We start from the raw sequence: 25,767 nt of genomic DNA, 5'->3' as shown, positions 1-25,767 counted from the left end.
CGCCCGTGGCGGTCGCCCGGGGCGGCGCCGAGGGCGCTCACGACCGTGGGCGTCCCGTCGCCACCGCGTAGAAGGCCACCGCCGCCGCCGCGCCCACGTTGAGCGAGTCGACGCCGTGGGCCATCGGGATGCGGACCCATTCGTCCGCCGCCATCAGGGCCTTCGTGGACAGGCCGTCGCCCTCCGCGCCCAGCATCAGCGCGACCCGGTCCATGCGGTGCGGGGCAGTCTCGTCGAGGGACTTCGCCTTCTCGTCGGGGGTGAGGGCGAGCAGGGCGAAGCCGGCCTCGCGGACCGACTCCAGGCCCTTGGGCCAGGTCTCGAGACGGGCGTACGGGACGGAGAAGACGGCACCCATGGAGACCTTCACGGACCGGCGGTAGAGCGGGTCCGCGCAGTCCGGGGAGAGGAGCACCGCGTCCATGCCGAGAGCGGCGGCGGAGCGGAAGATCGCACCGATGTTGGTGTGGTCGTTGACGGCCTCCATGACGACCACGCGGCGCGCGGTCTGCAGGAGTTCCTCCGCCGTGGGCAGCGGTTTGCGCTGCATGGAGGCGAGCGCGCCGCGGTGCACGTGGTAGCCGGTGACCTGCTCGGCGAGCTCCGGGCTGACCGCGTACACCGGCGCCGGGAGCTCGTCGATGACGTCGCGCATGACGTCGACCCACTTGGCGGACAGGAGCATCGAGCGCATCTCGTACCCGGCGTCCTTGGCCCGTCTGATGACCTTCTCGCCCTCGGCGATGAACAGGCCCTCGGCCGGTTCGCGCTTGCGGCGCAGTTCCACGTCGGTCAGGCCCGTGTAGTCGCGCAGACGCGGGTCGTCGGGGTTCTCAACGGTGATGAGATCGGCCACAGGGTGATACTGCCTTGTCCTGGGTGCGGTGCCAACGGCTGGGAACGGGTTGGGTTACCCGTGGTTACTTGTGAAGTCCGGGGCCCACGTTCACGACCTCGCCGATGACGATCACCGCCGGGGGCTTCACGTCCTGCGCGCGTACGGTCTCGGCGACCGTCGCCAGGGTCGCATCGACGCGGCGCTGCGCCGCGGTGGTGCCCTCCTGGACCAGGGCGACGGGGGTGTCGGCCGGCTTGCCGTGTGCGACGAGGGTGTCGGCGATCCTGCCGATCTTGTCGACGCCCATGAGGACGACGAGCGTGCCGCGGAGCTTGGCGAGGGAGGGCCAGTCGACCAGTGAGCGCTCGTCGTCAGGGGCGACATGCCCGCTGACCACGGTGAACTCATGTGCGACCCCCCGATGGGTGACCGGGATACCCGCCGCGCCCGGTACCGAGATCGAGCTGGAGATGCCGGGGACGACCGTGCAGGCGATGCCCGCCTCGGCGAGCGCCTGGGCCTCCTCCATGCCGCGGCCGAAGACGAACGGGTCACCGCCCTTGAGACGTACCACCGACTTGCCCTGTCTGGCGTGCTCGATCAGGGCGTTGTTGATGGCCTCCTGGGCCATGTACCGGCCGTAGGGGATCTTCGCCGCGTCGATCACCTCGACGTGCGGCGGGAGTTCGGCGAGCAGGTCGCGCGGGCCGAGCCGGTCCGCGATGACCACGTCGGCCTCGGCGAGCAGGCGACGGCCGCGGACCGTGATCAGGTCCGGGTCGCCGGGGCCGCCGCCGACCAGGGCGACACCGGGGGTGCGGGTGCGGTGGTGGGGGGCCACGAGGGTGCCGTCGCGGAGTCCCTCGACCACGGCGTCGCGGATCGCCGCCGTGTGGCGGGGGTCCCGGCCTCGGGCGTCCGTCGTGAGGACGGCGACCGTCACGCCCGCGCTGTGGCCCGTCGCCGGCGTCCAGGCCGTTGCCGCGTCGGCGTCGTCGGAGCGGACGCACCAGACGCGGTGGCGCTCCGCCTCGGCGGAGGCCTCCGTGTTCGCCTGGGGGTCGCTGGTCGCGATCAGGGCGTACCACGCCTCCGCGAGGTCGCCCTCCTCGTACGGGCGCTTCGTCCAGGTGATCTCGCCGGCGTCCGCCATCGCTTCCACGGACGGGGTCGCCTGCGGTGATACGAGGTGGACGCGCGCGCCTGCCGCGATGAGGGCCGGGAGGCGGCGTTGGGCCACCTGGCCGCCACCGAGGACGACCACGCGGCGGCCGGTGAGGCGGAGGCCTACGGGGTAGGCGGGGTGTTCGGCCATGGCGGTGCGGCTCCTCGTACGGGGCGGTGCTGGGCGGGGCTCTGCGGTTTCACAGTGGGCCCTGACGTGCGGAGATGAGGGTGCGGGTCCGGGTGGGGCGGGGTGGGGTGGGTTTTCTTCCCCCAGCCCGCCCCTACCCGAAACCGGGGGCTCTGCCCCGGCCTTCCGAGAGTGCGGCCCGCTGGACGCTACTTCTCAGTCACCCCTGCCGAATCGAACGTCGCCACCTCGTGCATCGCCCTGGCCGCGCTCTGGACCACCGGGAGGGCCAGGAGGGCGCCCGTGCCCTCGCCGAGGCGGAGGTCGAGGTCGACCAGGGGGCGCAGGCCCAGCTTGTTCAGGGCGGCCACGTGGCCCGGTTCCGCGCTGCGGTGGCCCGCGATGCAGGCCGCGAGGACCTCGGGGGCGATGGCGCGGGCCACCAGGGCCGCGGCGCCGGCGCTGACGCCGTCCAGGATCACCGGCGTACGCAGGGACGCGCCACCGAGGAGGAGGCCGACCATGGCGGCGTGCTCGAGGCCTCCGATGGCCGCGAGGACGCCGATCGGATCGGCCGGGTCCGGCTGGTGGAGGTCGATGGCGCGGCGGACGACCTCGGTCTTGCGGGCCAGGGTCTCGTCGTTGATGCCGGTGCCCCGGCCCGTCACCTCGGACGGGTCCGTGCCCGTGAAGACCGAGATCAGGGCCGCCGACGCGGTGGTGTTGGCGATGCCCATCTCACCCGTCAGCAGGGCCTTGTTGCCGGCCGCGACCAGGTCGCGGGCCGTCTCGATGCCCACCTCGATCGCCGCGACGACCTCTTCGCGGCTCATCGCGGGGCCCGTCGTCATGTCGGCGGTGCCGGCGCGGACCTTGCGCGGGAGCAGGCCAGGGGTGGCCGGGAGGTCGGAGGCGACGCCCACGTCGATGACACAGACCTCGGCACCGACCTGGTTGGCGAACGCGTTGCAGACCGCGCCGCCGCCCAGGAAGTTGGCCACCATCTGGGCGGTGACCTCCTGCGGCCAGGGGGTGACGCCCTGGGCGTGCACGCCGTGGTCACCCGCGAAGATCGCGACGGCGGCAGGCTCAGGGATGGGCGGCGGGCACATCCGGGAGAGCCCGGACAGCTGCGCGGAGATGATCTCCAGCATGCCGAGCGCGCCGGCGGGCTTGGTCATCCGCTTCTGGCGCTCCCACGCCTCGCCGAGCGCCTTGGCGTCGAGCGGGCGGATGTTGGAGACCGTCTCGGCGAGCAGGTCGTGCGGCTCCTCGCCGGGCAGCGCGCGACGGCCGTACGTCTCCTCGTGCACGACCCACGACAGCGGGCGGCGCTTGGACCAGCCGGCCTGCATCAGCTCGGGCTCCTCCGGGAACTCGTCGACGTAGCCGACGCAGAGGTACGCCACGACCTCCAGGTGCTCGGGCAGGCCGAGGGCGCGGACCATCTCGCGCTCGTCGAAGAAGCTGACCCAGCCGACGCCCAGACCCTCGGCACGGGCCGCGAGCCACAGGTTCTCGACCGCGAGCGCGGAGGAGTACGGGGCCATCTGGGGCTGGGTGTGGCGGCCCAGGGTGTGCCGGCCGCCGCGGGTCGGGTCGGCGGTGACCACGATGTTCACCGGGGTGTCGAGGATGGCCTCGATCTTGAGTTCCTTGAACTGCTTCGCGCGGCCCTTGGGGAGCGACTTGGCGTACGCCTCACGCTGCCGCTGGGCCAGTTCGTGCATGCTCCGGCGGGTGTCGGCGGAGCGGATGACGACGAAGTCCCAGGGCTGGGAGTGACCGACGGACGGCGCGGTGTGCGCGGCCTCCAGGACGCGGAGCAGCACGTCGTGCGGGATCGGGTCGCTGCGGAAGCCATTGCGGATGTCGCGGCGCTCGCGCATCACACGCAGCACGGCCTCGCGCTCGGCGTCGTCGTAGCCGGGGGCCGCCGGGCCGGTGGACTCTCGTACGTCTTCCACTTCGGCCGTGCTCTCTTCCTGGTCGGCGACCTGGGTGTCCAGGTCATCCGCTTGCTGTGCGACTACGGGCTCCGGGTCCGCGGGGAGCGGCTCCGGTACGGGGGGTGTCTCGGAGGTGCTCTCGGCTTCGGGTTCGGCCTCGGCCTCGGCTTCCCTGGGGGCGGGGACGACTGCCTGAGCGATCGGCTCCGCTTCCGTGGCGGGGGTCTTCGGGGTTTCCTCGGCGATCTCCTCGACCGGGGCGGGCGCCACGACGATCGTCTCCTCCGCGGGCTCCTCGGCCGTCGGCTGCTCCTCCGTCGGGAGGGGCGGCACGGTCATGGCGTGCGGCGGGGTCGGCGCCAGGTGCGGCGTGGTCGGCACCGTGCCCTCCACGGGCACGAACTGGCCGAGGGACTGGTCCGCCTGCGGCTCCTGTGGGGTGCCGCCCGGGAGCCCGGCCGCGGCTGCCGCGTCACCGGTGCCAGTGCTGCCACCCCCACCGGCGGCGGAACCGGCGGCGGGGAAGTGCTGCTCGCCGTGGGGTCGGCCGACGGATGCCTGGGGGGCCGTCTCTGCGTGGGCGGCCACGCCCACCGGGACGGCGCCGTGCGGTACCTCGGCGGCACCGTTCTCCGAGAAGTCGGAGTAAGCGGTCGGGGCCGCGAACTGCTGGGCCTGCTGGGCTTCGAGGCCGGGTACGGCCTGGCCGTGTGAGGCGTCCGCGGGCAGCGCGGACTCAACGGCCTGAGCTTCCGGAGCCGACTGCGCAGCCCGGGGCGTGTGGGCCATGGCGGCCACGAGCGGTTGCGCGGGCTCCGCCGGGGATCCCGCGTCCGCGAACTGGGCGGCCGGGTCCGCGATGTGGACACCGGAGTCCGTGAACTCGGCGGCCTGCGCGGGGACCTGGGTGACGGGCTCGGCCGAGTCTGCCGCATACGCGTCGTGCTCGGCCGTCCGCTGCGGGGCCGCGTGGGCTGCCTGCGCGGAAGTGAAGTGCTCGGCGTCGGACGGGAAGTGCACCGGCGCGAAGCCCTCGGCGTCGGACGGGAACTGAGCGGGCGCGAACCCCTCGACCCCGGCCTCGGACGGGAACTGAGCGGGCGCGTGGGCGTCGCCGCCGACGTGGCCCGTGGGTTCAGCCGGCTCGGTCGGCTCGGCGCCGCCCGTCACGCCCGCGACATCCGTCACGCCCGCGACATCCGTCACGCCCGCGCCGTTCGTCGCACCCGTGGCGTCCGTCGCCTGAAGGGCGTGCGGAGCCGCCGGGAAGGTCGTCGCGTCCGGGGTCCCCGGAGTCTGCGCCGCCTGCGGGTCCAGCGGGCTGTCCAGCGCGGGCGCGGCCTCAGCCTGCTCGGCACCGGCCGGGTCCTGGTGGGCGAGCGGACCATCCGGAACCTGGGGTGCCGGGGCCTGAGCGGCCTGGGCGAGCTCCTCGACGGGAACCTGGGCCGGGTGAGCGTGCCCGGGTCCCGGGTCCTGAGCGGCCTCGGCGATCGGCGCCGCCTCGGCCTGCGTCGCGGGCTCCGTCACCTGTCCCGCTTCCGGGACGACCGTTTCTGCAATCCCCACCTGGGGGGCCACGGGCGGAGCGCCCCACGGCACCGCGCCCTGCGGCGGAGCGTCGCCGAGCTGCGGCGCGTCGAGGTATTCGGGACCGACCGTCGGCGGACCCGCGTGCCGTGCGGGAGCAGCGGGAGCGGCCGCGGGCACCGGGGCGACGGGAGCCGGGCTCACCGGCGTACCCGCGGGGCCGCGGTCGGCCAGTGAGCGCACCGGGCTCGCGGAGCCGTCCGGCGTCGGCGGGCCGAGGTGCAGCGGGCGGCGCGGCGTCGTCGGCTGCGGGGCGGGCGCCGGACCGGGCGCGCGCACGGCGCCCAGGTCGACCGAGCCGCTGTCCCGCCCGTCCGTCTCGTGCGGGCCTGGCTCATGCGGGCCGGGCTCGTGCGGGTCCGGCTCGTGGACGAACGGCATCGGGGCCGGCGGCGGCACCTCGTTGCCCCACGCCCCCTGTGCTCCGGGCGCGCCCGGCATCAGAAGGAGGTCGTCGTCCTCGACGGGGTTCTCGGAGGGGTCGAGGAAGGTGTACGCGGCCGGCGCGGCGACGCCGGGCTGCTCCACCATGCCTGCGTTCTCCGGCAGTCCCTCGCCCGGGACCTGGCCGGTGTCGGTCATGCGTACCCCTCGCCCATCGGTTAGTGCTTCCAAGTCCAGCTCGCCCGGAACGGCGCACCGACCGCCCCACTGTGGAGAACGAGCGTGCGCGCCCAGCGGCACGAACGACCGGCCCACAAAGACGACAAAGCCATTAACTGGCATTGTCCCGGTCGTTCCGCCCTCGCGACAGCTTGATCCGCGAGGGCCGCCTGTGGACTGCGCCACGTTGCGCGTCCTCCGGTTCTGCCGTACCACACTCGCCTCAAAACGGGCGCGTTTTCGGGACATTGACCGACGAAAGGCCGATCACCCGGGAGCGGTACAACGATCGGCCAGCCTACCGCGCGCAGTACGACAACAGGATCACGGGGCGCGATCCGGCAGACGGCCGCTGAGCAGGAACGCGACGCTCCGCTCCTTCTCCGTCCAGGCCCTTGTATCGAGTTCCACGGACTGAATGAGCGCGCACTCGACCTGGTAGCCGTGCTCCGTCAGGTCCCGGCCGATGAGTTCGGCCGCGTCGCGGGTCGCGGCGTGCGTCACGATGCGCTGCGGGCGGCGGTCGGCGACGGCCGAGACGACCGCCGCTCCGCCGCCTCCGACGCGCACGACATCGGGTTCGGGAAGGTTCTCCAGGATGTGCGGAGCGGCGCCGTGCACGATCTGCATCTGGACGCCGTAGCGGCGGGCGGAGTCCTCGGTGCGGGCGCAGGAGCCGGGGTTGCGGTCGACCGCGATGACGGCGGCGCCGGTGCGCGCGGCCTCGGTGGCGAAGGCGCCGCTGCCCGAGCCGATGTCCCAGACGAGGTCGCCGACGCGCGGGCCCAGCCGGGCGAGTTGGGCGGCGCGCAGCAGATCCGTTTCGCCTTCGCCGAGCGCACCGCCGTACGCCTCGGCGGGGAGCGCCCAGCCGCGCGGTCCGGTGCCCGGGTCGCGTCCGGCGATCCAGCCGCCGCCCTCGGCCGCGGCGACGAAGGCGCCGATGACGATGACGACGTTGGGGTCGCGCCAGGTGTGGTCGGCGACCTTGTCGGAGGTCAGAATCGTGACCCGCTCGCGCACGGTCCCGAGCTCCTCGCAGATGACGAAGGTGCGGTGCACTCCTTCGAGGAGCAGACCGAGTTCGGCGGGGCCGGCGCCGGGCGAGGTGAGAACGGCGACCTTGGTATGGGCGCGGCACACATTCACCGCGCGTCGCAAGGTGCGGGCGTGTGCGACGACCACCTGTGCGTCGTCCCAGGGCATACCGGCGCGGGCGAAGGCGGCGGCCACCGAGGATACGGCGGGCACCACTTCGACCTCCAGGCCGAACTCCGGGCCCCGCAGGGTGCGTACGACGCCGAAGAAGCCCGGGTCCCCGTCGGCGAGGACCACGGCGGTGCCCCGGTGGCCCGCGATCCGGCGGGCGGCGAGGGCGACGCTGCCGAGGCGGATGCGCTCGGCGCCCCGGGGTACCTCGGGGAGCGCGAGGTGGTGGGCCGCGCCGGCCACCAGTGTGGCGGCACCGAGTGCGGAGCGCGCCGCGGCGGTCAGCGGCGAGCCGTCCCAGCCGATCACCGTGACCCGGTCGGCCATCGTCGTCAGTCTCCAGAAGGTTTTCGCAGGTCGTCAGGGGCAGCCCGCGGGTGCTCCGTGAGGGTACCTGGTGGAGCCGGATGGCACCGCGAGAGGCTCGGCGCGTGGGCGCGGTCCGCGGGTTCGGGGAGTCGGTTCCAGGTCCCCGGGGAGCGGCTCGCGTGGTTCTCAGTTCCAGTCGGAGAACGACGTGAAACCACCGGTGTCGGCGAGCCGCTCGCCGACGCCGTCGAGGTCCTCCGGGAGCAGGCTCCAGACGATGAAGTCGGTGCGCAGGTCGACCCAGGTTCCGTCCTCGGTGCGGGTGCGCGCTATGCAGGCGTTGCGCAGCACGCCCTCGCTGATGCAGCCGATCTTCTGGGCGACCTGCTGCGAGGCGGTGTTGTCGGCGGCCGTGCGCAGTTCGATGCGCTCGAACTTCTGGTCGCCGAAGAGCCATTGGGCGGTGGCCAGAGCGGCCTCGGAGGCGTAGCCCTCGCCGCGCGCCCAGGGGGCGATGATGTACGAGAGCTCGGTGGACCGCACATGCCAGTTCGTCTTGCCGAGCTGGATGACGCCCACCAGGCGCTGGGTGAGGAACTCGGTGACGGCGAGGCCGAGTCCGCGGCCCTCCGTGCGCTCCGTGGGCGCGTACTCCGTGATCCAGGTGCGGGCGCCGTCCTCGGTGAACGGCTGCGGCACCGACGTCCAGGCCGCCACCATCTCGTCGTTCATCATCTCGGCCAGGGCGGGTACGTCGTCCTCGTCGAGCGCACGCAGGACCAACCGCTCCGTGCTGATGGAGATGTCGGGGAAGGTGCTCGTCATGCGCCGCTCCGTAACCGTCGGGGACCTCGGCCCCCGGGAATCCCTGGGGCCCGCTGAACTGCCCAGCATGCAGCATGAAAGCACTGAACTGCACCACGGGGTCCACTCCGGGTGATGGAGTGGACCCCGTGCGGTGACGAGGGCGGTCAGCCGGCGGTGACCGGCAGGACCGAGCCCTTGTACTTGTCCTCGATGAACTTCTTCACGTCGGGCGAGGTGAGGAGCTTCGCGAGCTTCTTGACCCGCGGGTCGTCCTCGTTGCCCTTCTTCACCGCCAGAAGGTTCGCGTAGGGGTTGTCCTTCGCGGACTCCAGGAGGATCGCGTCCTTGGCGGGACTGAGCCCCGCGTCCTGGGCGTAGTTGTTGTTGATGACCGCGACCGTCACGTCGTCGAGCGAGCGCGGCAGCTGGGCCGGGTCGAGCTCCTTGAACTTCAGGTGCTTGGGGTTGGCCGTGATGTCCGCCGGGGACGCGGTCGTTCCCGCGCCGTCCTTGAGCGTGATGAGGCCCTTGGCGGCGAGGAGTTTGAGGGCGCGGCCCTCGTTGGTGGTCTCGTTGGGCACGGCGACGGTGGCTCCGTCGGCGAGCTTCGCGATGTCCGTGACCTTCTTCGAGTACACGCCCATGGGCGGCAGGTACGCCTTGACGACGGAGACCAGTTGGGTGCCCTTGGAGTGGTTGAACTCGTCCAGGAAGGGCTGGTTCTGGTACAGGTTCGCGTCGAGCGTGCCTTCCTGGAGCGCGGTGTTCGGCAGGACGTAGTCCGTGAACTCCTTGATCTCCAGCTTGAGGCCGGCCTTCGCGGCGAGGTCCTTCTGTATGTACGACAGGACCTCGCCGGCCGGGACCGCGGTGGCGCCGACGACCAGGGCGTCGTCACCACCACCGCCGCCGGAGTCCGAACCCGAGCCGCAGGCGGTCACGGTGAGGCCGAGAGCCAGTGCGGCGGTCGCCGCGGATATGACGTGCTTGCGCATCGCGTTCGCCCCTCGGAACGACTGGATCGACTAGAAGGACGGGATGACGGAGCCGGCGTACTTGTCCTCGATGAACTTCTTGACCTCGGGCGACGTGAGGAGCTTGGCGAGCTTCTTGACCCGCGGGTCGTTCTCGTTGCCCTTCTTCACGGCGAGGAAGTTGCCGTACGGGTTGTTCTTCGCGGACTCCAGGACGAGGGCGTCCTTGGCGGGCTTGAGTCCGGCGGAGATGGCGTAGTTGCCGTTGACGACCGCGGCGTCCACGTCGTCCAGGGAGCGCGGGGTCTGGGCCGCCTCGACCTCCTTGAACTTGAGGTTCTTCGGGTTCTTGGAGATGTCCTGCGGGGTCGCCTCGTTGCCGGCGCCGTCCTTGAGGGTGATGAGCCCGTTGGCGGCCAGCAGCTTCAGGGCACGCGCCTCGTTGACGGCGTCGTTCGGGACCGCGATGGTCGCACCGCTCTTCAGGGCGTCGGCGCTCTTCACCTTGTGGGAGTAGAGGCCGAGCGGCTCCAGGTGCACCGTGACGACGGGCACGATGTGGGTGCCGCGCTTCTTGTTGAAGTCGTCCAGGTACGGCTGGTTCTGGAAGTAGTTGGCACCCACCGAGCCGTCCTCGGTCGCCGTGTTCGGCACGATGTAGTCCTGGAACTCCTTGACCTCCAGGTCGAGGCCCGCCTTCTTCGCCAGGTTCTTCTTGACGAAGTCGAGGATCTCGGCGTGCGGGGTGGGGCTCGCGGCGACGATCAGCGGACCGCTGGTGTCGGAGGAGGCAGAGTCCTTGTCCGAGCCGCAGGCGGAGAGGCCGAAGGTGAGGGCTCCGGCGGCGAGGACGGCGGTGGTGATCTTGGCGGCGTTACGCACGAAAAGTGCCTTTCCTTATGGGTGGAGCGACCCCGTGTGGGGTGTACGGGGAAATCTGTGGGGTGTACGGGGAAATCCGGGGAGGAGTCAGACGGTCTTGCTGGTCGCCGTGGCCGCCTTCAGAAGCCGGAGCTTCGGAGCGGCTCCGGACTGACCGCCGCGCCGGTGCAGCGAGCGCGCGGCGTAGTCGCCGGCGAACTGGATGACGGAGATGACCACGGCGAGGATCGCCACGGTGATCCACATGAGTCCGGTCTCGAAGCGCTGGTAGCCGTAGCGGATCGCGATGTCGCCGAGGCCGCCCGCGCCGACGGTGCCGGCCATCGCCGAGTAGCCGATGAGGGCGACGATCGTGGTGGTCGCGGAGGCGATCAGCGACGGCAGGGACTCCGGTACGAGGACCTTGCGGACGACGGTCCAGGTGTTTCCGCCCATCGACTGCACGGCCTCGACGAGTCCGCCGTCCACTTCGCGGACAGCCGTCTCGACCAGGCGCGCGAAGAAGGGGATCGCACCGATGGCGAGCGGCACGATCGCCGCCTCGCGGCCGATCGTCGTCCCCGTGATCATGCGCGTGAAGTTCATCAGCGCGACCATCAGGATGATGAACGGCAGCGAGCGGGCGACGTTCACGATCTGCCCGATGACCTTGTTGGCGAGGACGTTCTGGAGGAGTCCGCCGCGGTCGGTGAGGACGAGCAGGATGCCGAGCGGCAGACCGCCGACGATCGCGATGAGGGTGGACCAGCCGACCATGTAGAGCGTGTCCCAACACGCTTGGGACAGCAGCGGCTGCATCTCGGACCAGGTCACTTGGCACCTTCCTTCACCAGTACGGGCTCCTGGCCCTGGATCTCGATCTGCAGGCCCTGCTCGCGCAGGAAGCCGATCGGCACGACGTTCTCCTCGTAGCGGCCGGGCAGTTCGATGCGCATCCGGCCGACCTGCCTGCCCGCAACGGTGTCCATCGCGGCGCCGAGGATCGAGATGTCGATGTTGTACGTGCGTGAGAGCTGCGAGATGACGGGCTGGGTCGCCGCCTCGCCGTGGAAGGTGACGTCGATGACGGTGCGGTCGTCCCCGCCGGCGTCGCCGCTGACCGGGAAGAGCGCGGAGGCCAGCTCGGAGCCGGGCGTCGCGAGCAGTTCGCTGACGGTGCCGGACTCGACGATCCGGCCGTTCTCCATGAGGGCGGCCGAGTCGCAGACGCTCTTGACCACGTCCATCTCGTGGGTGATGAGCAGGACGGTCAGGCCCAGCTGCCGGTTCAGGTCGCGCAGCAGCTGGAGGATGGAGCGGGTGGTCTCGGGGTCGAGGGCGCTGGTCGCCTCGTCGGAGAGCAGCACCTTCGGGTCGCCGGCCAGGGCGCGGGCGATGCCGACGCGCTGCTTCTGCCCGCCGGAGAGCTGGGCGGGGTAGGCCTTCGCCTTGTCGGAGAGGCCGACCAGGTCGAGGAGTTCGAGGGCCTTGCGGCTGCGCTCCGTGCCGGAGACGCCGAGGATTTCGAGCGGCAGCTCGACGTTGTCCTGGACGGTGCGCGAGGACAGCAGGTTGAAGTGCTGGAAGACCATCCCGATGTGGCTGCGCGCCTTGCGGAGCTCCTTGCCCGCGCGCGGGCCGCGGCCGGCCAGGGCGGTGAGGTCCTGTCCGGCGACGGTGACCGTGCCGGCGGTGGGGCGCTCCAGGAGGTTGACGCAGCGGATGAGCGAGGACTTGCCGGCGCCGGACTGGCCGATGACGCCGTACACCTCGCCTTCGCGGACGTGCAGATCGACGCCGTCGAGGGCGGTCACTTCACGGCCGCGCGAGCGGTAGACCTTGGTGAGGCCCGTTGTCGTGATCACTGGGGTTTCCGTCACTGTCGAGTGCGGGGCGTGGGTGTGCGCCGGGCACGGGTGCATTCGGTCGGGAACGCGGCACGGTTCTCGCGATGGCGATGGAACCGGGGGGAGAACGTGTGCGCGGGGCAGCCCGAGTCACGTACCGGGTACGGACAGGGGGCGGCGGTCTCGCTTCGGGGCGCGAGACCAGGCGGTGGTGCGGGGGCCCTCTAGCAGGCGCACATTCGACACATACAACGAGCACCGGGCGTCATGGTCGCCTCGGTCGCAAGGGTGCGGCTGCTCGTCGTGGTCATGGATCAAGTAAAGCAGACGTACAGCGGGAGCCCAGAACCGCTGTCCGCAATGCGGACAGCGGTGGACAGCTCTCAGCCCCGGACGGAGATCTCCACTCCCCCGCGGGTGACCAGTACGGACAGGGCCGAGAGGTCCTTCACCACAAGGTCTGCGTCCAGCTCGTGGGACTGGTGGGTTGTGGCCAACGCCACGGTCGTCATGCCGGCGGCGCGGCCCGCCTGGAGACCGGCGGGGGCGTCCTCGAAGACGACGCAGCGGGCCGGGTCGACGCCCAGTTCGCGGGCGCCGAGGAGGTAGGGCTCGGGGTCGGGCTTGCCGCGGGTGATGTCGTCGGCGGAGATCAGCTTCTTGGGGCGGATGCCGACCTCGCCCAACCGGGCCTCGGCCAGCCGCCGGGTGGCGGAGGTGACGACGGCCCACCGCTCGGCGGGCAGCGCCTCGAGGAGGGCGAGGGTGCCGGGCAGCGCTTCGACCCCGCCCGTTACGTCCTCGACCTCGAGCTGCTCGATGCGCGCGAGTGCCTCGGGGACGATGTCGGCGGGCAGCAGGTCGGCGGCTATCTCGCCGGCCGGGCGGCCGTGCAGCTCGATCCGGGCGAAGTCCGCCGCCGTGATGCCGTACTCCTGCGCCCATCGGGTCCAGCACCGGTTGACGGACTCAAGGGATGAGACGAGCGTTCCATCGTTGTCGAACAGGAGGGCTTCAGCGCGGATCTTCATGCCCTCGACCCTACGGGCCACCCCGGGGGTGCGGGCATCGGGCCTTTTGGCCCGTAATAGGGTCACGGCATGCTTGATGCCCTGACGGTCGCCACCGCCGTCGCCGCGCTCGCGCTCGCCGCCTGGTGCGGCTGGGCCGCCTACCGTGATCAGCCCACGAAGGACTGGCACTTCATCGGCATGGCCGTGGTGTCGCTGCTCGCCGTCGTTCAGCTGGTGATCGGCATCGTCCAGCTGGCGCGCGGCGAGAAGCCGGAGCAGGGCACGACGATCTTCGTGGCGTACCTGCTCGGCGCCTTCGCGTGCATTCCGGCCGCGGGCTTCATGTCGCTGGCGGAGCGCACCCGTTGGGGGTCGGTCACGGTGGCCGCCGGTGGTGTGGTCCTCGCCGTGCTCGAAGTGCGCCTGTACGACATCTGGGGAGGCTGACGTGACGAAGGCCGAGGTCACCGTGACCGAGAACGAGACGACCGGGAACGACTCGACCGGAAGCGAGGCGACGGGAGCCGAGGAGACCGGAGCCGAGGAGACCGGAGCCGAGGCGACGGGCACGACGATCGGCACGACCGGGAAGAAGAAGCCGCGGAACCGGCTCATCAGCGGTCCCGGCACGCTGCTGCTCTGGCTGTACGGGGTGATGGTCGTCGGCGCCGTGTCGCGCTCCGCCGTGCAGATCTCGACGGAGTTCGACAAGGCCCCGCTCGCCTACTCGCTCTCCGCGGTGGCCGGCGTCGTCTACGGCTTCATCACGTACTCGCTCGTCCGTGGCGGCGAGACGGCCCGCAAGGCGGCGCTGGTGTGCTGCGCCGCCGAGCTCGTGGGCGTGCTGACCGTCGGGACCTGGACGCTGGTGGAACCGTCCGCCTTCCCCGACGCCACGGTGTGGTCGGACTACGGGATGGGCTATCTGTTCATCCCGGTGCTGCTGCCGCTGTCGGCGATGTACTGGCTCCGCAAGGCACGCACGGCCGAGCGGTAGCCACTTCGCCGTACTGCCGAGCGGTAGCCACTTCGCCGTACGCCCCAGGAGCGGCCACTTCGCGTACGGCCGAGGTGTGGCCGCTCGGCGCGTACGACCGAGGTGTGACCGCTCGGCGCGTACGACCGAGCGGTGACCGCGGTTCGGTGGCAGCTACGCGCTGGCCACGAACGCGCCCGCGTCGGCACCCTTCGCCAGCGTCACCAGGGTGAGCCGTTCGTCGACCTGCTCCCGGGAGACCGGCGCGTAGCCGTGCTTGCGGTAGAGGCGCAGATTGCGCTCGCTGCGGTGGCCCGTGAAGAGCTGGAAGGACTTGGCCGCCCCGTCCGCGCCGAGTTGGGCCTCGATGGCGGCGAGCAGGCGTCCGCCGAGGCCGTGACGCTGCATGCGCGGGTGGACGATGAGCTTGTTGATACGGGCCGTGCCGTCGGCGTCGACGGCGCCGCGGACCGAGGCCACCACCTCTTCACCGAGCCGGGCCACCAGGACGGTGCCGCCCGCCAGTTCCTCCCTGAGGGAGTCGAGCGGCTGGGTGAGCGGCTCGATGCCGTAGTCGCCGTACAGCTCGGCCTCGCTCTGGTAGCAGAGGTACTGCAGCTTGAGGATCTGCTCTGCGTCCTGCTCGGTCGCCGCCGAGATGGTCACGCTCATGCCCATGTGTGCATGCCTCCCGCTCACCTGTTCAACCGGATGTCCCTCACTCCTATCCCCGCCGTCAGCGGGCCGCAACCTCCACCGTCAGCAATCGCCGCAGACATCCCAGACATCTGGAACGTTCCGGCCCGAGACTGCCCTGTGAGATACCCAACTCGCCCGCGATCTCCTGGTAGGTGAGGTCCTTCGGGGAGAGCAGCGCCGCCATGAGGGTCGGGCAGCGGCCGGGCAGTCGTCGTACCGCGGCGTGCAGCGCGCGACGGCGGTCGGCGGTCATCGCCTCCTGCTCGGGGCCGGGCCCGCGGTCGTCGGCGGCCTCGGAGGCGTACGGCTGCTCGAGGCGGGCGGTTCGGCGGCTGCGCCGGGCCTCGGAGCGCACGGCGCGGCGCAGCCAGCCCTGCGGGTCGACGGGCGGTCCGTCCGCGTCGAGTCGCTCCAGGAGGCGCAGCCAGACGGCCTGTTCCAGGTCGCTCTGCTCGGCGCCCGACGCATATGCCTCGGCCGAGGCCTCGGCGGCGAGGAGCGGGCGCAGGGTGGCAACCATCTCGTGGGTCATATGCGGCACGACGCGGCCGCCCCGGCGCGAGGTTGCCGGGACGGCCGACTGTCACCCCAACCGGGGTAGCGGGGTGAACGGTTGACGGGTCATCCCCCGAGGAAGTCCGCGCGGGCGAGCAGCGCGGTGTCCGCGTTGTCGGAGAAGACCCCGTCGATGCCGGTCTCGAAGTAGACCTTGAAGGCGCCGAAGGCGTCCCCGTAGGCGTCCGGGGCGGTGCCCTTGCGGAAGCTCGCGGGCAGGAAGGGGTTCTCGTTGCGCATGGTGTAGGGGTGCAGGATCAGGCCCCGCTTGTGCGCGTCCGCGACCAGCGTGCTCGGCTTGGTGAGGTTCCCGTCCGCGTCCTTCGGGATGATCAGGTCGAGGGTCGGGCCGATGCCCTGGGCATAGCCGGCGATCTCCCTGAGGCCCTTGGGCGTGATCAGGTCGGCGACCGTGCGCGGGTCGCCCGTCTCGACGAAGTCCCAGGGGCGGCTGCTCGCGGTGGAGAGCAGGACGACCAGCGGGTTGTCGAGGAGTTCGTTCAGCCGCTGGATGCTGGTCGGCTCGAACGACTGAAGGATGACCGGCGAGTTCCGCTGGTCCTTGCCGTACTTGTGGAGCAGCTTGGCGACCCGCTCCTCCAGGCCGAGGCCGAGCTTGCGGAAGTAGGTGGGGTGCTTGGTCTCGGGGTAGATCCAGACCTGCTTGCCGCGCTTGCGGGTCTGCTCGTCCTGCCAGCGGAGCACCTCTTCGAAGGTGGGGATCTCCCAGCGGCCGTCATAGAGGGTGTTGTGCGGCCGGTTGGCCGGGATGCGCTCGATGGCGCGCAGGGTCTTCAGCTCGGCGAGCGTGAAGTCCTCCGTGAACCACCCGGTCGTGGCGACCCCGTCGAGTGTCTTGGTCGTCCTGCGGTCGGCGAACTCGGGGTGCTGCGCGACGTCCGTGGTCCCGCCGATCTCCGGCTCGTGACGGCAGACGAGGTGGCCGTCCCTGGTGGGCACCAGGTCGCCCGCCTCGACGACGTCCGCGCCAAGGTCGAGGGCCAGCTGGTACGAGCCGAAGGTGTGCTCCGGGCGGTAGCCGCTCGCTCCGCGGTGCCCGATGACGGTCGGCACGGGCAGGCTCTTCAGCCCGCCGCCCCCGTGCCGCGCCTCGGCCGCTCTCGCCGTGCCCGCGGCCCCGAGTACCGCCGCGCCCGCGCCGAGCACCGCCGCGCCGAGCAGTGCCCGCCGTCCGGTCCCGGGTATCCGCTCGCCCGACTCCTGCGTTCCCATGAGCGCCTCCGTCGTCCTGTCGTCGCCAGTGCGGGCCGATCGTAGGTGCGCGCCCGTGACGGAGGGGAGACGTCGGAGGGAACAGGGGGGTGACGCTGGATGTCGTACGGGGAGTGACACCGGATGTCGCACGAGGTCGGTGATGTGACGATTCGTCGGCTTGGCGCGGGACGCATCGGGTACCCGCTCACCACGACGGGCCTGAGCCTCCCGGGCGATGTCCGTCACACCGTGGCGATCGCGTTACGCGCGCCCGACAGCGCGACACCGCAGGTAAACGTGAGTCAACAGTACGTAAGACCTCGGTGAACCCGACGCGCCCGATGTGCAATACCCCCGGGGCCACGAGTATCGTCCTCACCTGCACAGACTTCATACCGATCCCTTGACACCGGAGGGCCCGTTGTCCCGCTTCGCGCTCATCAAGGCAGTGCTCGGACCGATCATGCGCCTGATGTTCCGCCCACGGGTGGAGGGCGTGGAGCACATCCCGGGCGACGGTCCGGTCATCCTGGCCGGCAACCACCTCACGTTCATCGACTCGATGATCCTTCCGCTGGTCTGCGACCGTCAGGTGTTCTTCATCGGCAAGGACGAGTACGTCACCGGCAAGGGCTTCAAGGGCCGTCTGATGGCCTGGTTCTTCACCGGCGTCGGCATGATCCCGGTGGACCGGGACGGCGCCAACGGTGGTGTCGCGGCGCTGATGACGGGTCGTCGCATCCTGGAGGAGGGCAAGATCTTCGGGATCTACCCGGAGGGCACCCGCTCCCCCGACGGCCGTCTCTACCGCGGCCGCACCGGCATCGCCCGCCTCACCCTGATGACCGGCGCCCCGGTCGTGCCGTTCGCGATGATCGGCACCGACAAGCTGCAGCCGGGCGGCGCGGGGATGCCGCGGCCCGGCCGCGTCACGGTCCGCTTCGGTGAGGCCATGGAGTTCTCGCGGTACGAGGGCATGGACCGTGACCGGTATGTGCTGCGGGCCGTGACCGACTCCGTCATGACCGAGGTCATGCGGCTGTCGGGGCAGGAGTACGTGGACATGTACGCCACCAAGGCGAAGGCCGCGTAGCGCCTCCGGCGGTCTGCCGCCTTTCGGGTGCGGGTGCGCTGTGGCTGGTCGCACCCAACCGGCCGAGCCGCACGATGTCGCCAACCGACCGGGCCGCACGATGCCGCCAAACCGACCGAGCCGCGCGATGCCGCCAGTCGGCTGAGCCGCACGATGTCGCCAGCCGACCGAGCCGCGCGATGTCTCAGCCCCGCTCCCCTTATCCGGTTATCCGGCGCTCTCCAGCCGCTGGCCGCGCAGCAGGAACCACGCCGCCGCCGCCGTGGCGAGCAGCACCACCGCGCCGCCGCCCGACGCGAGGGTGAGTCCGTCGACGAAGGACTCGCGGGCCGCGCTCAAGAGGGCCTCGGAGGTGTGGGCCGGCAGGCCCTGTGCCGCCTCCACCGCACCGCCCAGTGACTCGTGGGCCGCGGCCGGGGTGCCCGCCGGGCCGGTGAAGCCCGCGTAGACGCCGGTCACGATGGAGCCGAGGAGGGCGATACCGAGGGCGGCGCCGAGTTCGTACGCCGTCTCGGAGACCGCGGACGCTGCGCCCGCCTGCTCCTTGGGCACGCTGGAGAGGATCACGTCGGCGGTGACGGTGAAGGAGAAGCCCGCGCCGATGCCGACGACCAGCAGGGCGGCGCCGAGCAGCGGATAGCCGGTGGACCGGCTCAGCAGGGTGAGCGCACCCAGCGCCAGTCCCACCGCGGCGAGACCGCCGGTGACCACGGCGCGCACCGAGAAGCGTCGCGCGACCGTGCCCGCGATCAGACCGGCCGCCACCGCGCCCACAGCGGCGGGGACTTCGGCGAGTCCGGCCTCCAGCGGCCCCCTGCCCTGTACGAGTTGCAGGTACTGCGAGAGGAAGAAGACGAGCCCGGACAGGCCGAGGACGGTGAACAGGTCGGCGAGTACGGCTCCGGAGAAGCCCCGGTTGCGGAACAGCCGCACGTCCAACAGGGGCGCGGGCAGGGTGAGCTGCCGGCGCACGAACCAGTACAGGGCGCCCGCGCCGAGCAGTCCGGTGGTCACCGGCTGCCAGCTGAGACCGTGCGCGGCGGTCTCCTTGACCGCGTAGACGACGCCGATCACGCCGACGAGCGAGAGCGCGACGCTGGGCAGGTCCCAGGGGCCGGGGTTCGGGTTCTTCGACTCGGGCAGCAGCCTGCTGCCGACGAGGACGAGGACCACCATCACCGGGAGGTTGATGAGGAAGACCGATCCCCACCAGAAGTGTTCGAGCAGGAAGCCGCCGGCGACCGGGCCGACCGCCGTACCGGCGGAGGCGGTCGCGCCCCAGATGCCGATGGCGAGGCTGCGCTCGCGCGGGTCGTGGAAGATGTTGCGGATCAGGGCGAGCGTGGCGGGCATCAGGGTCGCGCCCGCGACACCGAGCAGGGCCCGCGCCAGGATCATCAACTCCGGTGTCGTGGCATAGGCGTTGAGCACCGATATCACACCGAACGCCGTGGCGCCGACGAGCAGCAGCTTCTTGCGGCCGATGCGGTCACCGAGGCTGCCCATGGAGACGAGCAGACCGGCGATGACGAACGAGTAGACGTCACCGATCCACAGGAGCTGGGTGCCCGAGGGCTTCAGGTCCTCACTGATGTACGGGGTCGCGAGGCCGAGGACGGTCGCGTCGACGGCCACCAACAGCACGGCGAGGACGAGGACGGAGAGCGCGAGCCAACGGCCCGGGCGCTTCTCCACCGCCGCCGTCGATGCCGGCTGCAGGGTGCTGGTCATGATTCCTCTCTCCGTAGCGCGCCGCCGAGCAGCAGCTCGACGATCATGTGGTGGAAGTCCTTGGCGGCGATCCGGCCTTCGCTCACGGCCCAGGCCGCCGAGGCCATCAGTCCGTACAGCGCCTCGGTGAGCCAGGCGGGGGTGAGGTCGATACGGAACTCGCCGCTCTGCTGGCCGCGCCGGAACAGGGCGGCCATCCGGGCGTCGAGCCGGGCCCAGCCCTCGTGCTGTTCCTCGCCCTCGAACAGCTGGTTCTCGGTATAGAGGAAGGCGAGCAGTCCGGCGGCGCCTTCCAGCTCCTTCACCAGGCGGCGCACGGCCTCCTGAGCGGTGCCCTCATCGAGCCGGGCGGCGCCCAGAGCCGCCTCGCACTCCTCGATGCCGAGCGCCTCCAGCGCCCGTACGAGCGCGTCGCGGCCGGCGAACTGGCGGTGCAGCGTGGCCCGGCTGATCCCGGCCGCCTTGGCGACCTCGTCCATGGTCGCGGTGGATTTGCGGGTGAGCAGGGCGGCTGCGCTGCGCAGCACGTGTTCACGGTCGACAGCCATGAGACGACTATAGACCATGTGAGACAATCTTGTCTCACCTGAAGCGTACGCGTCTCACACGCTCGCCGCTTGTCGCCTCACCTCTCGCCTGCCGCCTACCTGCCGCTTCTCGCCTGTCGCCTCGGGATCGCCTGTCATGATCCTCGGAGCGCGCTCAGTGCCAGGGCAGCTGAGCGCGCCGCTCCCAGTACGCCCGCGGGTCCTCGACGAGGCCGTCGAGGCGCGCCAGCTGGTCGTCGTCGAGGTCGACGACCGCGGCGTGCAGGTTCGAGGCGAGCTGGTTGGCGGTGGCCGCGCCCGAGAGCACGACGCCGGCCCAGGGCTGCCGCAGGATCAGCGCGAGGGCGATCGCGTCACTGCCCAGGGAGGCCTCCGCGGCGACGGTCTTCAGCACATCCGGCGCATACGGGTCCGCGAGGCGGCCATTGGCCAGGCCCTCCTTGACGATCACCGTGAGTCCGGCGGTGTGCGCCTCGGCCAGCGCGGGGGCGGCGGAGGTCTCCAGCGCGTTGTAGGTGGCCTGGACGGCGCGGAAGAGGGGCTCGCCGTCGACGGTCACGGCGAGCGCGGCGCGGATGGCGTCGGCCTGGGCGGGTCCGCTGGTGGAGAAGCCGATCGAGAGACCCTGGGCGGCCGCTTCGGCGAGCTTGGCGTGGAGCTCCTTGTCGGTGAGGGCCGGGCTGTCCGGGGTCATCGAGTGGACCTGGTAGAGGTCGAGCCGGTCCCCGAGCAGCTCGGCGGTCTCGGCGCGCTGCCGCTCGTACGTGGCGAGGCTGTGGTCCTTGACCTCGTGCGCCTCGGCGTCGATGCGCCAGCCCGCGGTGTAGGTGTAGCCCCACTTGCTGCCGATCACGACGTCGTCGATGTCGGGCCGGGCGTTCAGCCAGTCGGCGAGGAACTCCTCGGAGCGGCCGTAGGAGCGGGCCACGTCGAAGTAGCGCACGCCCTGGGCGTAGGCGGCGTCGAGGAGTTCGTGGGTGCGGGCGCGCAGGGCGTCGACCGTGCGTGCGTCCGGGAGGTCCTCCTCGCGGCCCAGGGTGATGTAGCCGGGACGGCCGACGGCGGCCAGCCCCAGCCCGATGTGGGCGGTGGGAGTCGTGGCTGAGGCGAGGCGGGCGAAGGGCATCGCGGGCTCCGTTCGTTCGGCTCCTTGCGGCTGCCGACCAACGTAACCCGCGACGCCCCGCCCGTACGTCTCACACGTCGCGTACGCCTCGACGTCTCGTACGTCTCACACGCCTCACACGTCTCACACGTCGCGGACTCGCGTACGCCTCGACCTCTCGTACGTCGCGGACTCGCGTACGCCTCTACGTCTCCCGCGTCTCCTGCGTCTCCTGCGTCTCGGACGCCTCGACGTCCCCTACGTCTCGTACGCGACCTGCTACTTCTTGGCGTCCGCCCACTGGTGCTGGGCCGCCACGTCCGCCTTGACCTCGGCGAGCTGGACGGCGACCGCGCTGGGCGCCGTACCGCCGCGGCCGTCGCGGGAGGCGAGCGCGCCGGGGACGTTGAGGACGGTGCGCACCTCGGGGGTCAGATGGGCGGAGATCTTCGCGAACTGCTCGTCGGTGAGGCCGTCCAGCTCGACGCCGTCCGCCTCGGCGACCTTCACGCACTCGCCGGCGACCTCGTGCGCGACGCGGAACGGCACGCCCTGCTTGACCAGCCACTCGGCGATGTCGGTGGCGAGCGAGAACCCGGCCGGGGCCAGCTCCTCCATGCGCTCGCGGTTGACGGTCAGCGTGGCCATCATGCCGGTGAAGGCGGGGAGCAGGACTTCCAGCTGGTCGCAGGAGTCGAAGACCGGCTCCTTGTCCTCCTGGAGGTCGCGGTTGTACGCGAGGGGCAGCGCCTTGAGGGTGGCGAGAAGGCCCGTCAGGTTGCCGATCAGGCGACCCGACTTGCCGCGCGCCAGTTCGGCGATGTCCGGGTTCTTCTTCTGCGGCATGATCGACGAGCCCGTGGAGAAGGCGTCGTGGAGGGTGACGAAGGAGAACTCCTTCGTGTTCCAGATGATGACCTCTTCGGCGATGCGGGAGAGGTTGACCCCGATCATCGCCGTGATGAAGGCGAACTCCGCCACGAAGTCACGCGAGGCCGTGCCGTCGATGGAGTTGCCGACGCTGCCGTGCTCGAAGCCGAGGTCCTTCGCCACCGCCTCCGGATCCAGGCCGAGGGAGGAACCCGCCAGGGCACCCGAGCCGTACGGCGACACGGCCGTCCGCTCGTCCCACTGGCGCAGGCGTTCGGCGTCCCGGGACAGGGGCTGCACATGCCCGAGGACGTGGTGGGCGAAGAGCACCGGCTGGGCGTGCTGGAGGTGCGTACGACCGGGCATGGCCACGTCCGGGTGGGCCTCCGCCAGACCGATCAGCGCGTCCTGGAGGTCGGCGATCAGGCCGCCGATGACCCGGGCGCGGTCGCGCAGGTACATCCGGAAGAGGGTCGCGACCTGGTCGTTGCGGGAGCGCCCGGCGCGCAGCTTGCCGCCGAGGTCGGGGCCGAGGCGCTCCAACAGGCCGCGCTCCAGGGCCGTATGAACGTCCTCGTCGGCGATGGTGCCCACCAAATCACCCGAGGCCACATCCGCTTCGAGCTGGTCGAGGCCCGCGAGCATGCGCGTCAGCTCGTCCTCGGTGAGCAGGCCCGCCTTGTGCAGCACGCGCGCGTGGGCACGCGAACCGGCGATGTCGTACGGCGCGAGACGCCAGTCGAAGTGGACCGACGCGGACAGCTTGGCCAGGGCCTCGGCGGGACCGTCGGCGAAACGGCCGCCCCAGAGCCGTACGTCACCGCTGTTGCTGCTCACTTGCGTTGCTCCTAGAGAGATGCGTATGTGCCGCCGCCTCCCCACTCGTGCGCAAGTGAGGAGGCGGGTGTCAGGCTAGTGCGTGTGAGGTGAGCCTCGTGGTCACCCGAGGTCTACGTCAGGCTATGCCTGCAGATCACGCCGTGCGGCGATCTTCGACGACAGGCTGTAGATGTCGATGAAGCCCTTGGCCGCGGCCTGGTCGAAGCTGTCACCCGTGTCGTACGTCGCGAGGTTGAAGTCGTAGAGCGACGTCTCGGAGCGCCGGCCGGTGACGACCGCGCGGCCGCCGTGCAGGATCATCCGGATGTCGCCGTTGACCTGCTGGCTGGCCTCGTCGATGAAGCCGTCCAGGGCGCGCTTGAGCGGGGAGAACCACTGGCCGTCGTAGACCAGTTCGCCCCAGCGCTGCTCGACCTGCCGCTTGTAGCGGGCGAGTTCGCGCTCGACGGTGACGTTCTCCAGCTCCTGGTGGGCGGTGATCAGTGCGATCGCGCCCGGAGCCTCGTACACCTCGCGGGACTTGATGCCCACGAGCCGGTCCTCGACCATGTCGATCCGGCCGATGCCCTGGGCGCCGGCACGCTCGTTCAGCTGCTGGATGGCCTGGAGGACCGTGACGGGCTTGCCGTCGATGGCGACCGGGACGCCCTGCTTGAAGGTGATGACGACCTCGTCGGCCTCGCGGGGCTCGGCCGGGTTGGAGGTGTACTCGTAGATGTCCTCGATCGGCGCGTTCCAGATGTCCTCCAGGAAGCCCGTCTCGACGGCGCGCCCGAAGACGTTCTGGTCGATGGAGTACGGGGACTTCTTGGTGGTGGCGATCGGGAGCTGCTTCTCCTCGCAGAAGGCGATCGCCTTGTCCCGGGTCATCGCGTAGTCACGGACCGGGGCGATGCACTTGAGGTCGGGGGCGAGGGCGACGATGCCGGCCTCGAACCGCACCTGGTCGTTGCCCTTGCCGGTGCAGCCGTGGGCGACCGTGGTGGCGCCGTGCTTCTGGGCGGCGGCGACGAGGTGCTTGACGATCGTCGGCCGGGAGAGGGCGGAGACCAGCGGGTAGCGGTCCATGTAGAGGGCGTTGGCCTTGATCGCCGGGAGGCAGTACTCATCGGCGAACTCGTCCTTGGCGTCGGCGACCTCGGCCTCGACGGCACCACAGGCGAGCGCGCGCTTGCGGATGACATCCAGGTCCTCGCCGCCCTGGCCGACGTCGACCGCAACGGCGATGACCTCGGCGCCCGTCTCCTCGGCGATCCAGCCGATGGCGACGGAGGTGTCCAGACCGCCTGAGTAGGCGAGTACGACGCGCTCGGTCACGGGTTTCTCCTCACAGTGCATTCGCTGACATGCATGAGTATGCAGCACTCTGCATGGTTCGTCAATCCATGTGTGGCCGACTCGGAAATCTCGAGGGCGATCGAGCGAGGGAAACCTGCCGACCGAGGTGGCCGCGGACCCACCGGAACACCCAATTCCTTAGACAGGCGAAAGACTTTCCTCAATAATCGTTGGACATGGGAAAGACCTACGAACGCATCGACGGCCGCCTGCGTAAGTTCATCGAGGCCCAGCCGATCTTCTTCACCGCGACCGCGCCCCTCTCCGGAGACGGCACGGTCAACCTCTCCCCCAAGGGACTCACCGGCTCGTTCGCCGTGATCGACGAGCTGACCGTGGCCTACCTGGACTTCGCCGGAAGCAACGCCGAGACCATCGCGCATCTGCGGGAGAACGGCCGGATCACTCTCATGTGGTGCGCCTTCCAGGGGCCGCCCAACATCGTCCGGGTGCACGGCCACGGCGAACCGGTCTTCCGCGACGACCCGCGCTTTGGGGAACTGCTCACCCACTTCCCGGACATCGACCCGACCCCGCACGGGCTGCGCGCGATCATCGTCGTGACGGCCGAACTCGTCCGCGACACCTGCGGCTACGCGGTGCCGTTCATGTCGTACGACGACGACCGCGATCTGCACGCCAAGCGCTTCGCGCGCGAGGACGACGCCTCGCTGAGCGAGTACTTCACCAAAAAGGAGCACGTGGCGAGCAGCCTGGACGGCCTACCCGGGCTGCCGCTCCCGCTGCCGCCGTCTACCGTCTGAGCCATGCGCCCTGGTGTCGTCGCCGCCGCCCTCGCCTCCGCGTCCCTGCTCTCCCCCGCCCCGAGCGGGCCGGCGCCGCTCCCCGAGCGGATGGCGGACACCGGGGGCGGCAGCCAGCTGATCACGGCGCAGGCCCCCCGCGCGGGTTCGACGTCGGGCACGGTCACCTGGTGGGACCGGCGGGACGGGCACTGGGTGAAGGCCGGTTCGGCGGCGGCGCGCTTCGGGGGCAAGGGGCTGGTCGAGGGCGGCTCCCGGCGGCAGGGCACGAACACCACGCCCACCGGGCTGTACGACCTTCCGTACGCGTTCGGCATCAAGGCGGCGCCCGGTGGGACCAGGCCCCCGTACCGCCGCGTGCACCAGGACTCCTGGTGGTGCGAGGACAACCGCTCCCGCTCGTACAACCGATGGACCGAACCGCGCCCCGGCGACTGCCGCGCCTCGGAGTCCGAGCACCTGATCTCGTACGGGACGCAGTACGCGTACGCCCTGGTCATCGGGTTCAACTACGAGCGGGCCGTGCGCGGGCGCGGCGCCGGGATCTTCCTGCATGTCAACGGGCGCGGGGCGACCGCGGGGTGTGTGTCCGTGCCAGGGGATGCGGTGCGGCGGATTCTGGCGTGGGCGGATCCGGTGCGGAGGCCGCATATCGCGATCGGGACGAGCGGTGGCCCCACCGCGATCACTCGGTACTGAGAGCACGGGTGCGCCGTATCGGTCCTTGGAGCACGGGTGC

Annotated in this window: 23 protein-coding genes; 5 read left to right on the top strand and 18 right to left on the bottom strand. The window is 71.0% G+C overall.

Annotation, left to right across the window (positions count from 1 at the left end; translation table 11 throughout):
- Window positions 1–37: 37 nt before the first annotated feature.
- The 10 genes from ACFVXA_RS34515 to ACFVXA_RS34470 form a co-directional block, all read right to left on the bottom strand.
- Entirely contained in the window at window positions 38–856 is an 819-nt protein-coding gene (locus ACFVXA_RS34515) for an RNA methyltransferase (RefSeq protein ID WP_362020933.1), read from the bottom strand.
- A gap of 64 nt (window positions 857–920) precedes the next feature.
- Entirely contained in the window at window positions 921–2,153 is a 1,233-nt protein-coding gene (gene cobA / locus ACFVXA_RS34510; protein ID WP_362020930.1) for a uroporphyrinogen-III C-methyltransferase, read from the bottom strand.
- Window positions 2,154–2,341: 188 nt separating this feature from the next.
- On the bottom strand, window positions 2,342–6,253 hold the full coding sequence (gene cobT / locus ACFVXA_RS34505; protein ID WP_390028210.1) for a nicotinate-nucleotide--dimethylbenzimidazole phosphoribosyltransferase: 3,912 nt from the start codon (window positions 6,251–6,253) through the stop codon (window positions 2,342–2,344).
- Between the two features lie 345 nt (window positions 6,254–6,598).
- Entirely contained in the window at window positions 6,599–7,810 is a 1,212-nt protein-coding gene (gene cbiE, locus ACFVXA_RS34500; protein WP_362020924.1) for a precorrin-6y C5,15-methyltransferase (decarboxylating) subunit CbiE, read from the bottom strand.
- 168 nt (window positions 7,811–7,978) lie between these two features.
- Complete coding sequence (locus ACFVXA_RS34495) at window positions 7,979–8,617, bottom strand: GNAT family N-acetyltransferase (protein WP_362020921.1); 639 nt, start codon at window positions 8,615–8,617, stop codon at window positions 7,979–7,981.
- Between the two features lie 146 nt (window positions 8,618–8,763).
- Complete coding sequence (locus ACFVXA_RS34490; protein WP_362020918.1) at window positions 8,764–9,594, bottom strand: MetQ/NlpA family ABC transporter substrate-binding protein; 831 nt, start codon at window positions 9,592–9,594, stop codon at window positions 8,764–8,766.
- Between the two features lie 30 nt (window positions 9,595–9,624).
- Window positions 9,625–10,455, bottom strand: coding sequence for a MetQ/NlpA family ABC transporter substrate-binding protein (locus tag ACFVXA_RS34485; RefSeq protein WP_362020915.1), 831 nt, complete (start codon window positions 10,453–10,455; stop codon window positions 9,625–9,627).
- A gap of 87 nt (window positions 10,456–10,542) precedes the next feature.
- Window positions 10,543–11,268 carry a methionine ABC transporter permease gene (locus ACFVXA_RS34480; protein WP_362020913.1) on the bottom strand — a complete coding sequence of 242 codons (726 nt, stop codon included), beginning with the start codon at window positions 11,266–11,268 and terminating at the stop codon, window positions 10,543–10,545.
- Window positions 11,265–12,299 (bottom strand): ATP-binding cassette domain-containing protein, encoded by a 1,035-nt coding sequence (locus ACFVXA_RS34475; RefSeq protein WP_362020910.1) that lies wholly within the window; start codon window positions 12,297–12,299, stop codon window positions 11,265–11,267. The genes ACFVXA_RS34480 and ACFVXA_RS34475 overlap by 4 nt, the downstream gene beginning before the upstream one ends.
- Before the next feature lie 365 nt (window positions 12,300–12,664).
- Complete coding sequence (locus tag ACFVXA_RS34470; RefSeq protein WP_389747427.1) at window positions 12,665–13,312, bottom strand: HAD family hydrolase; 648 nt, start codon at window positions 13,310–13,312, stop codon at window positions 12,665–12,667.
- A gap of 69 nt (window positions 13,313–13,381) precedes the next feature.
- Here ACFVXA_RS34470 and ACFVXA_RS34465 point away from each other — a divergent pair, with 69 nt between their 5' ends.
- Together ACFVXA_RS34465 and ACFVXA_RS34460 are read left to right on the top strand one after the other, a co-directional pair.
- The gene (locus tag ACFVXA_RS34465; RefSeq protein WP_345647525.1) at window positions 13,382–13,741 is read left to right on the top strand and encodes a hypothetical protein; all 360 of its coding nucleotides are present in this window, start codon (window positions 13,382–13,384) and stop codon (window positions 13,739–13,741) included.
- Between the two features lie 127 nt (window positions 13,742–13,868).
- Window positions 13,869–14,291 carry a hypothetical protein gene (locus ACFVXA_RS34460; RefSeq protein WP_362021128.1) on the top strand — a complete coding sequence of 141 codons (423 nt, stop codon included), beginning with the start codon at window positions 13,869–13,871 and terminating at the stop codon, window positions 14,289–14,291.
- 153 nt (window positions 14,292–14,444) lie between these two features.
- Here the strand turns inward: ACFVXA_RS34460 and ACFVXA_RS34455 are convergent, their stop codons facing one another.
- The 3 genes from ACFVXA_RS34455 to ACFVXA_RS34445 form a co-directional block, all read right to left on the bottom strand.
- The gene (locus tag ACFVXA_RS34455) at window positions 14,445–14,948 is read right to left on the bottom strand and encodes a GNAT family N-acetyltransferase (RefSeq protein ID WP_362020902.1); all 504 of its coding nucleotides are present in this window, start codon (window positions 14,946–14,948) and stop codon (window positions 14,445–14,447) included.
- A 58-nt stretch (window positions 14,949–15,006) separates the two neighbouring features.
- Complete coding sequence (locus tag ACFVXA_RS34450) at window positions 15,007–15,501, bottom strand: sigma-70 family RNA polymerase sigma factor (protein ID WP_384021464.1); 495 nt, start codon at window positions 15,499–15,501, stop codon at window positions 15,007–15,009.
- Between the two features lie 89 nt (window positions 15,502–15,590).
- A complete protein-coding gene (locus ACFVXA_RS34445) occupies window positions 15,591–16,757 on the bottom strand; it encodes a glycerophosphodiester phosphodiesterase (protein WP_362020896.1) in 1,167 nt (388 codons plus the stop codon).
- Between the two features lie 385 nt (window positions 16,758–17,142).
- Between ACFVXA_RS34445 and ACFVXA_RS34440 the strand changes: the two genes are divergently transcribed.
- On the top strand, window positions 17,143–17,832 hold the full coding sequence (locus tag ACFVXA_RS34440) for a lysophospholipid acyltransferase family protein (RefSeq protein ID WP_362020894.1): 690 nt from the start codon (window positions 17,143–17,145) through the stop codon (window positions 17,830–17,832).
- A 207-nt stretch (window positions 17,833–18,039) separates the two neighbouring features.
- On the opposite strand, the gene ACFVXA_RS34435 is transcribed toward ACFVXA_RS34440, so the two are convergent.
- The 5 genes from ACFVXA_RS34435 to ACFVXA_RS34415 form a co-directional block, all read right to left on the bottom strand.
- Window positions 18,040–19,563 (bottom strand): MFS transporter, encoded by a 1,524-nt coding sequence (locus ACFVXA_RS34435; protein WP_384396494.1) that lies wholly within the window; start codon window positions 19,561–19,563, stop codon window positions 18,040–18,042.
- Window positions 19,560–20,111: a helix-turn-helix domain-containing protein gene (locus ACFVXA_RS34430; protein WP_362020888.1), complete on the bottom strand. Its 552-nt coding sequence runs from the start codon at window positions 20,109–20,111 to the stop codon at window positions 19,560–19,562. The genes ACFVXA_RS34435 and ACFVXA_RS34430 overlap by 4 nt, the downstream gene beginning before the upstream one ends.
- Window positions 20,112–20,265: 154 nt before the next feature.
- Window positions 20,266–21,237, bottom strand: coding sequence for an aldo/keto reductase (locus ACFVXA_RS34425; protein ID WP_362020885.1), 972 nt, complete (start codon window positions 21,235–21,237; stop codon window positions 20,266–20,268).
- A gap of 258 nt (window positions 21,238–21,495) precedes the next feature.
- Window positions 21,496–22,923: an argininosuccinate lyase gene (gene argH / locus ACFVXA_RS34420; RefSeq protein ID WP_390028209.1), complete on the bottom strand. Its 1,428-nt coding sequence runs from the start codon at window positions 22,921–22,923 to the stop codon at window positions 21,496–21,498.
- 123 nt (window positions 22,924–23,046) lie between these two features.
- Entirely contained in the window at window positions 23,047–24,243 is a 1,197-nt protein-coding gene (locus ACFVXA_RS34415) for an argininosuccinate synthase (RefSeq protein WP_362020879.1), read from the bottom strand.
- A 197-nt stretch (window positions 24,244–24,440) separates the two neighbouring features.
- Here ACFVXA_RS34415 and ACFVXA_RS34410 point away from each other — a divergent pair, with 197 nt between their 5' ends.
- Both ACFVXA_RS34410 and ACFVXA_RS34405 read left to right on the top strand, forming a co-directional pair.
- Window positions 24,441–25,028: a pyridoxamine 5'-phosphate oxidase family protein gene (locus ACFVXA_RS34410; RefSeq protein WP_362020876.1), complete on the top strand. Its 588-nt coding sequence runs from the start codon at window positions 24,441–24,443 to the stop codon at window positions 25,026–25,028.
- A 3-nt stretch (window positions 25,029–25,031) separates the two neighbouring features.
- Window positions 25,032–25,727, top strand: coding sequence for a L,D-transpeptidase (locus tag ACFVXA_RS34405; protein ID WP_389515581.1), 696 nt, complete (start codon window positions 25,032–25,034; stop codon window positions 25,725–25,727).
- Window positions 25,728–25,767: the final 40 nt, after the last annotated feature.

The organism is Streptomyces sp. NPDC058246, assembly GCF_042881985.1.
Taxonomy (GTDB): Bacteria; Actinomycetota; Actinomycetes; order Streptomycetales; family Streptomycetaceae; genus Streptomyces.
The sequence above is the reverse complement of the archived record's forward strand: the minus strand, read 5'-3'. Positions and strand labels throughout refer to the sequence as shown.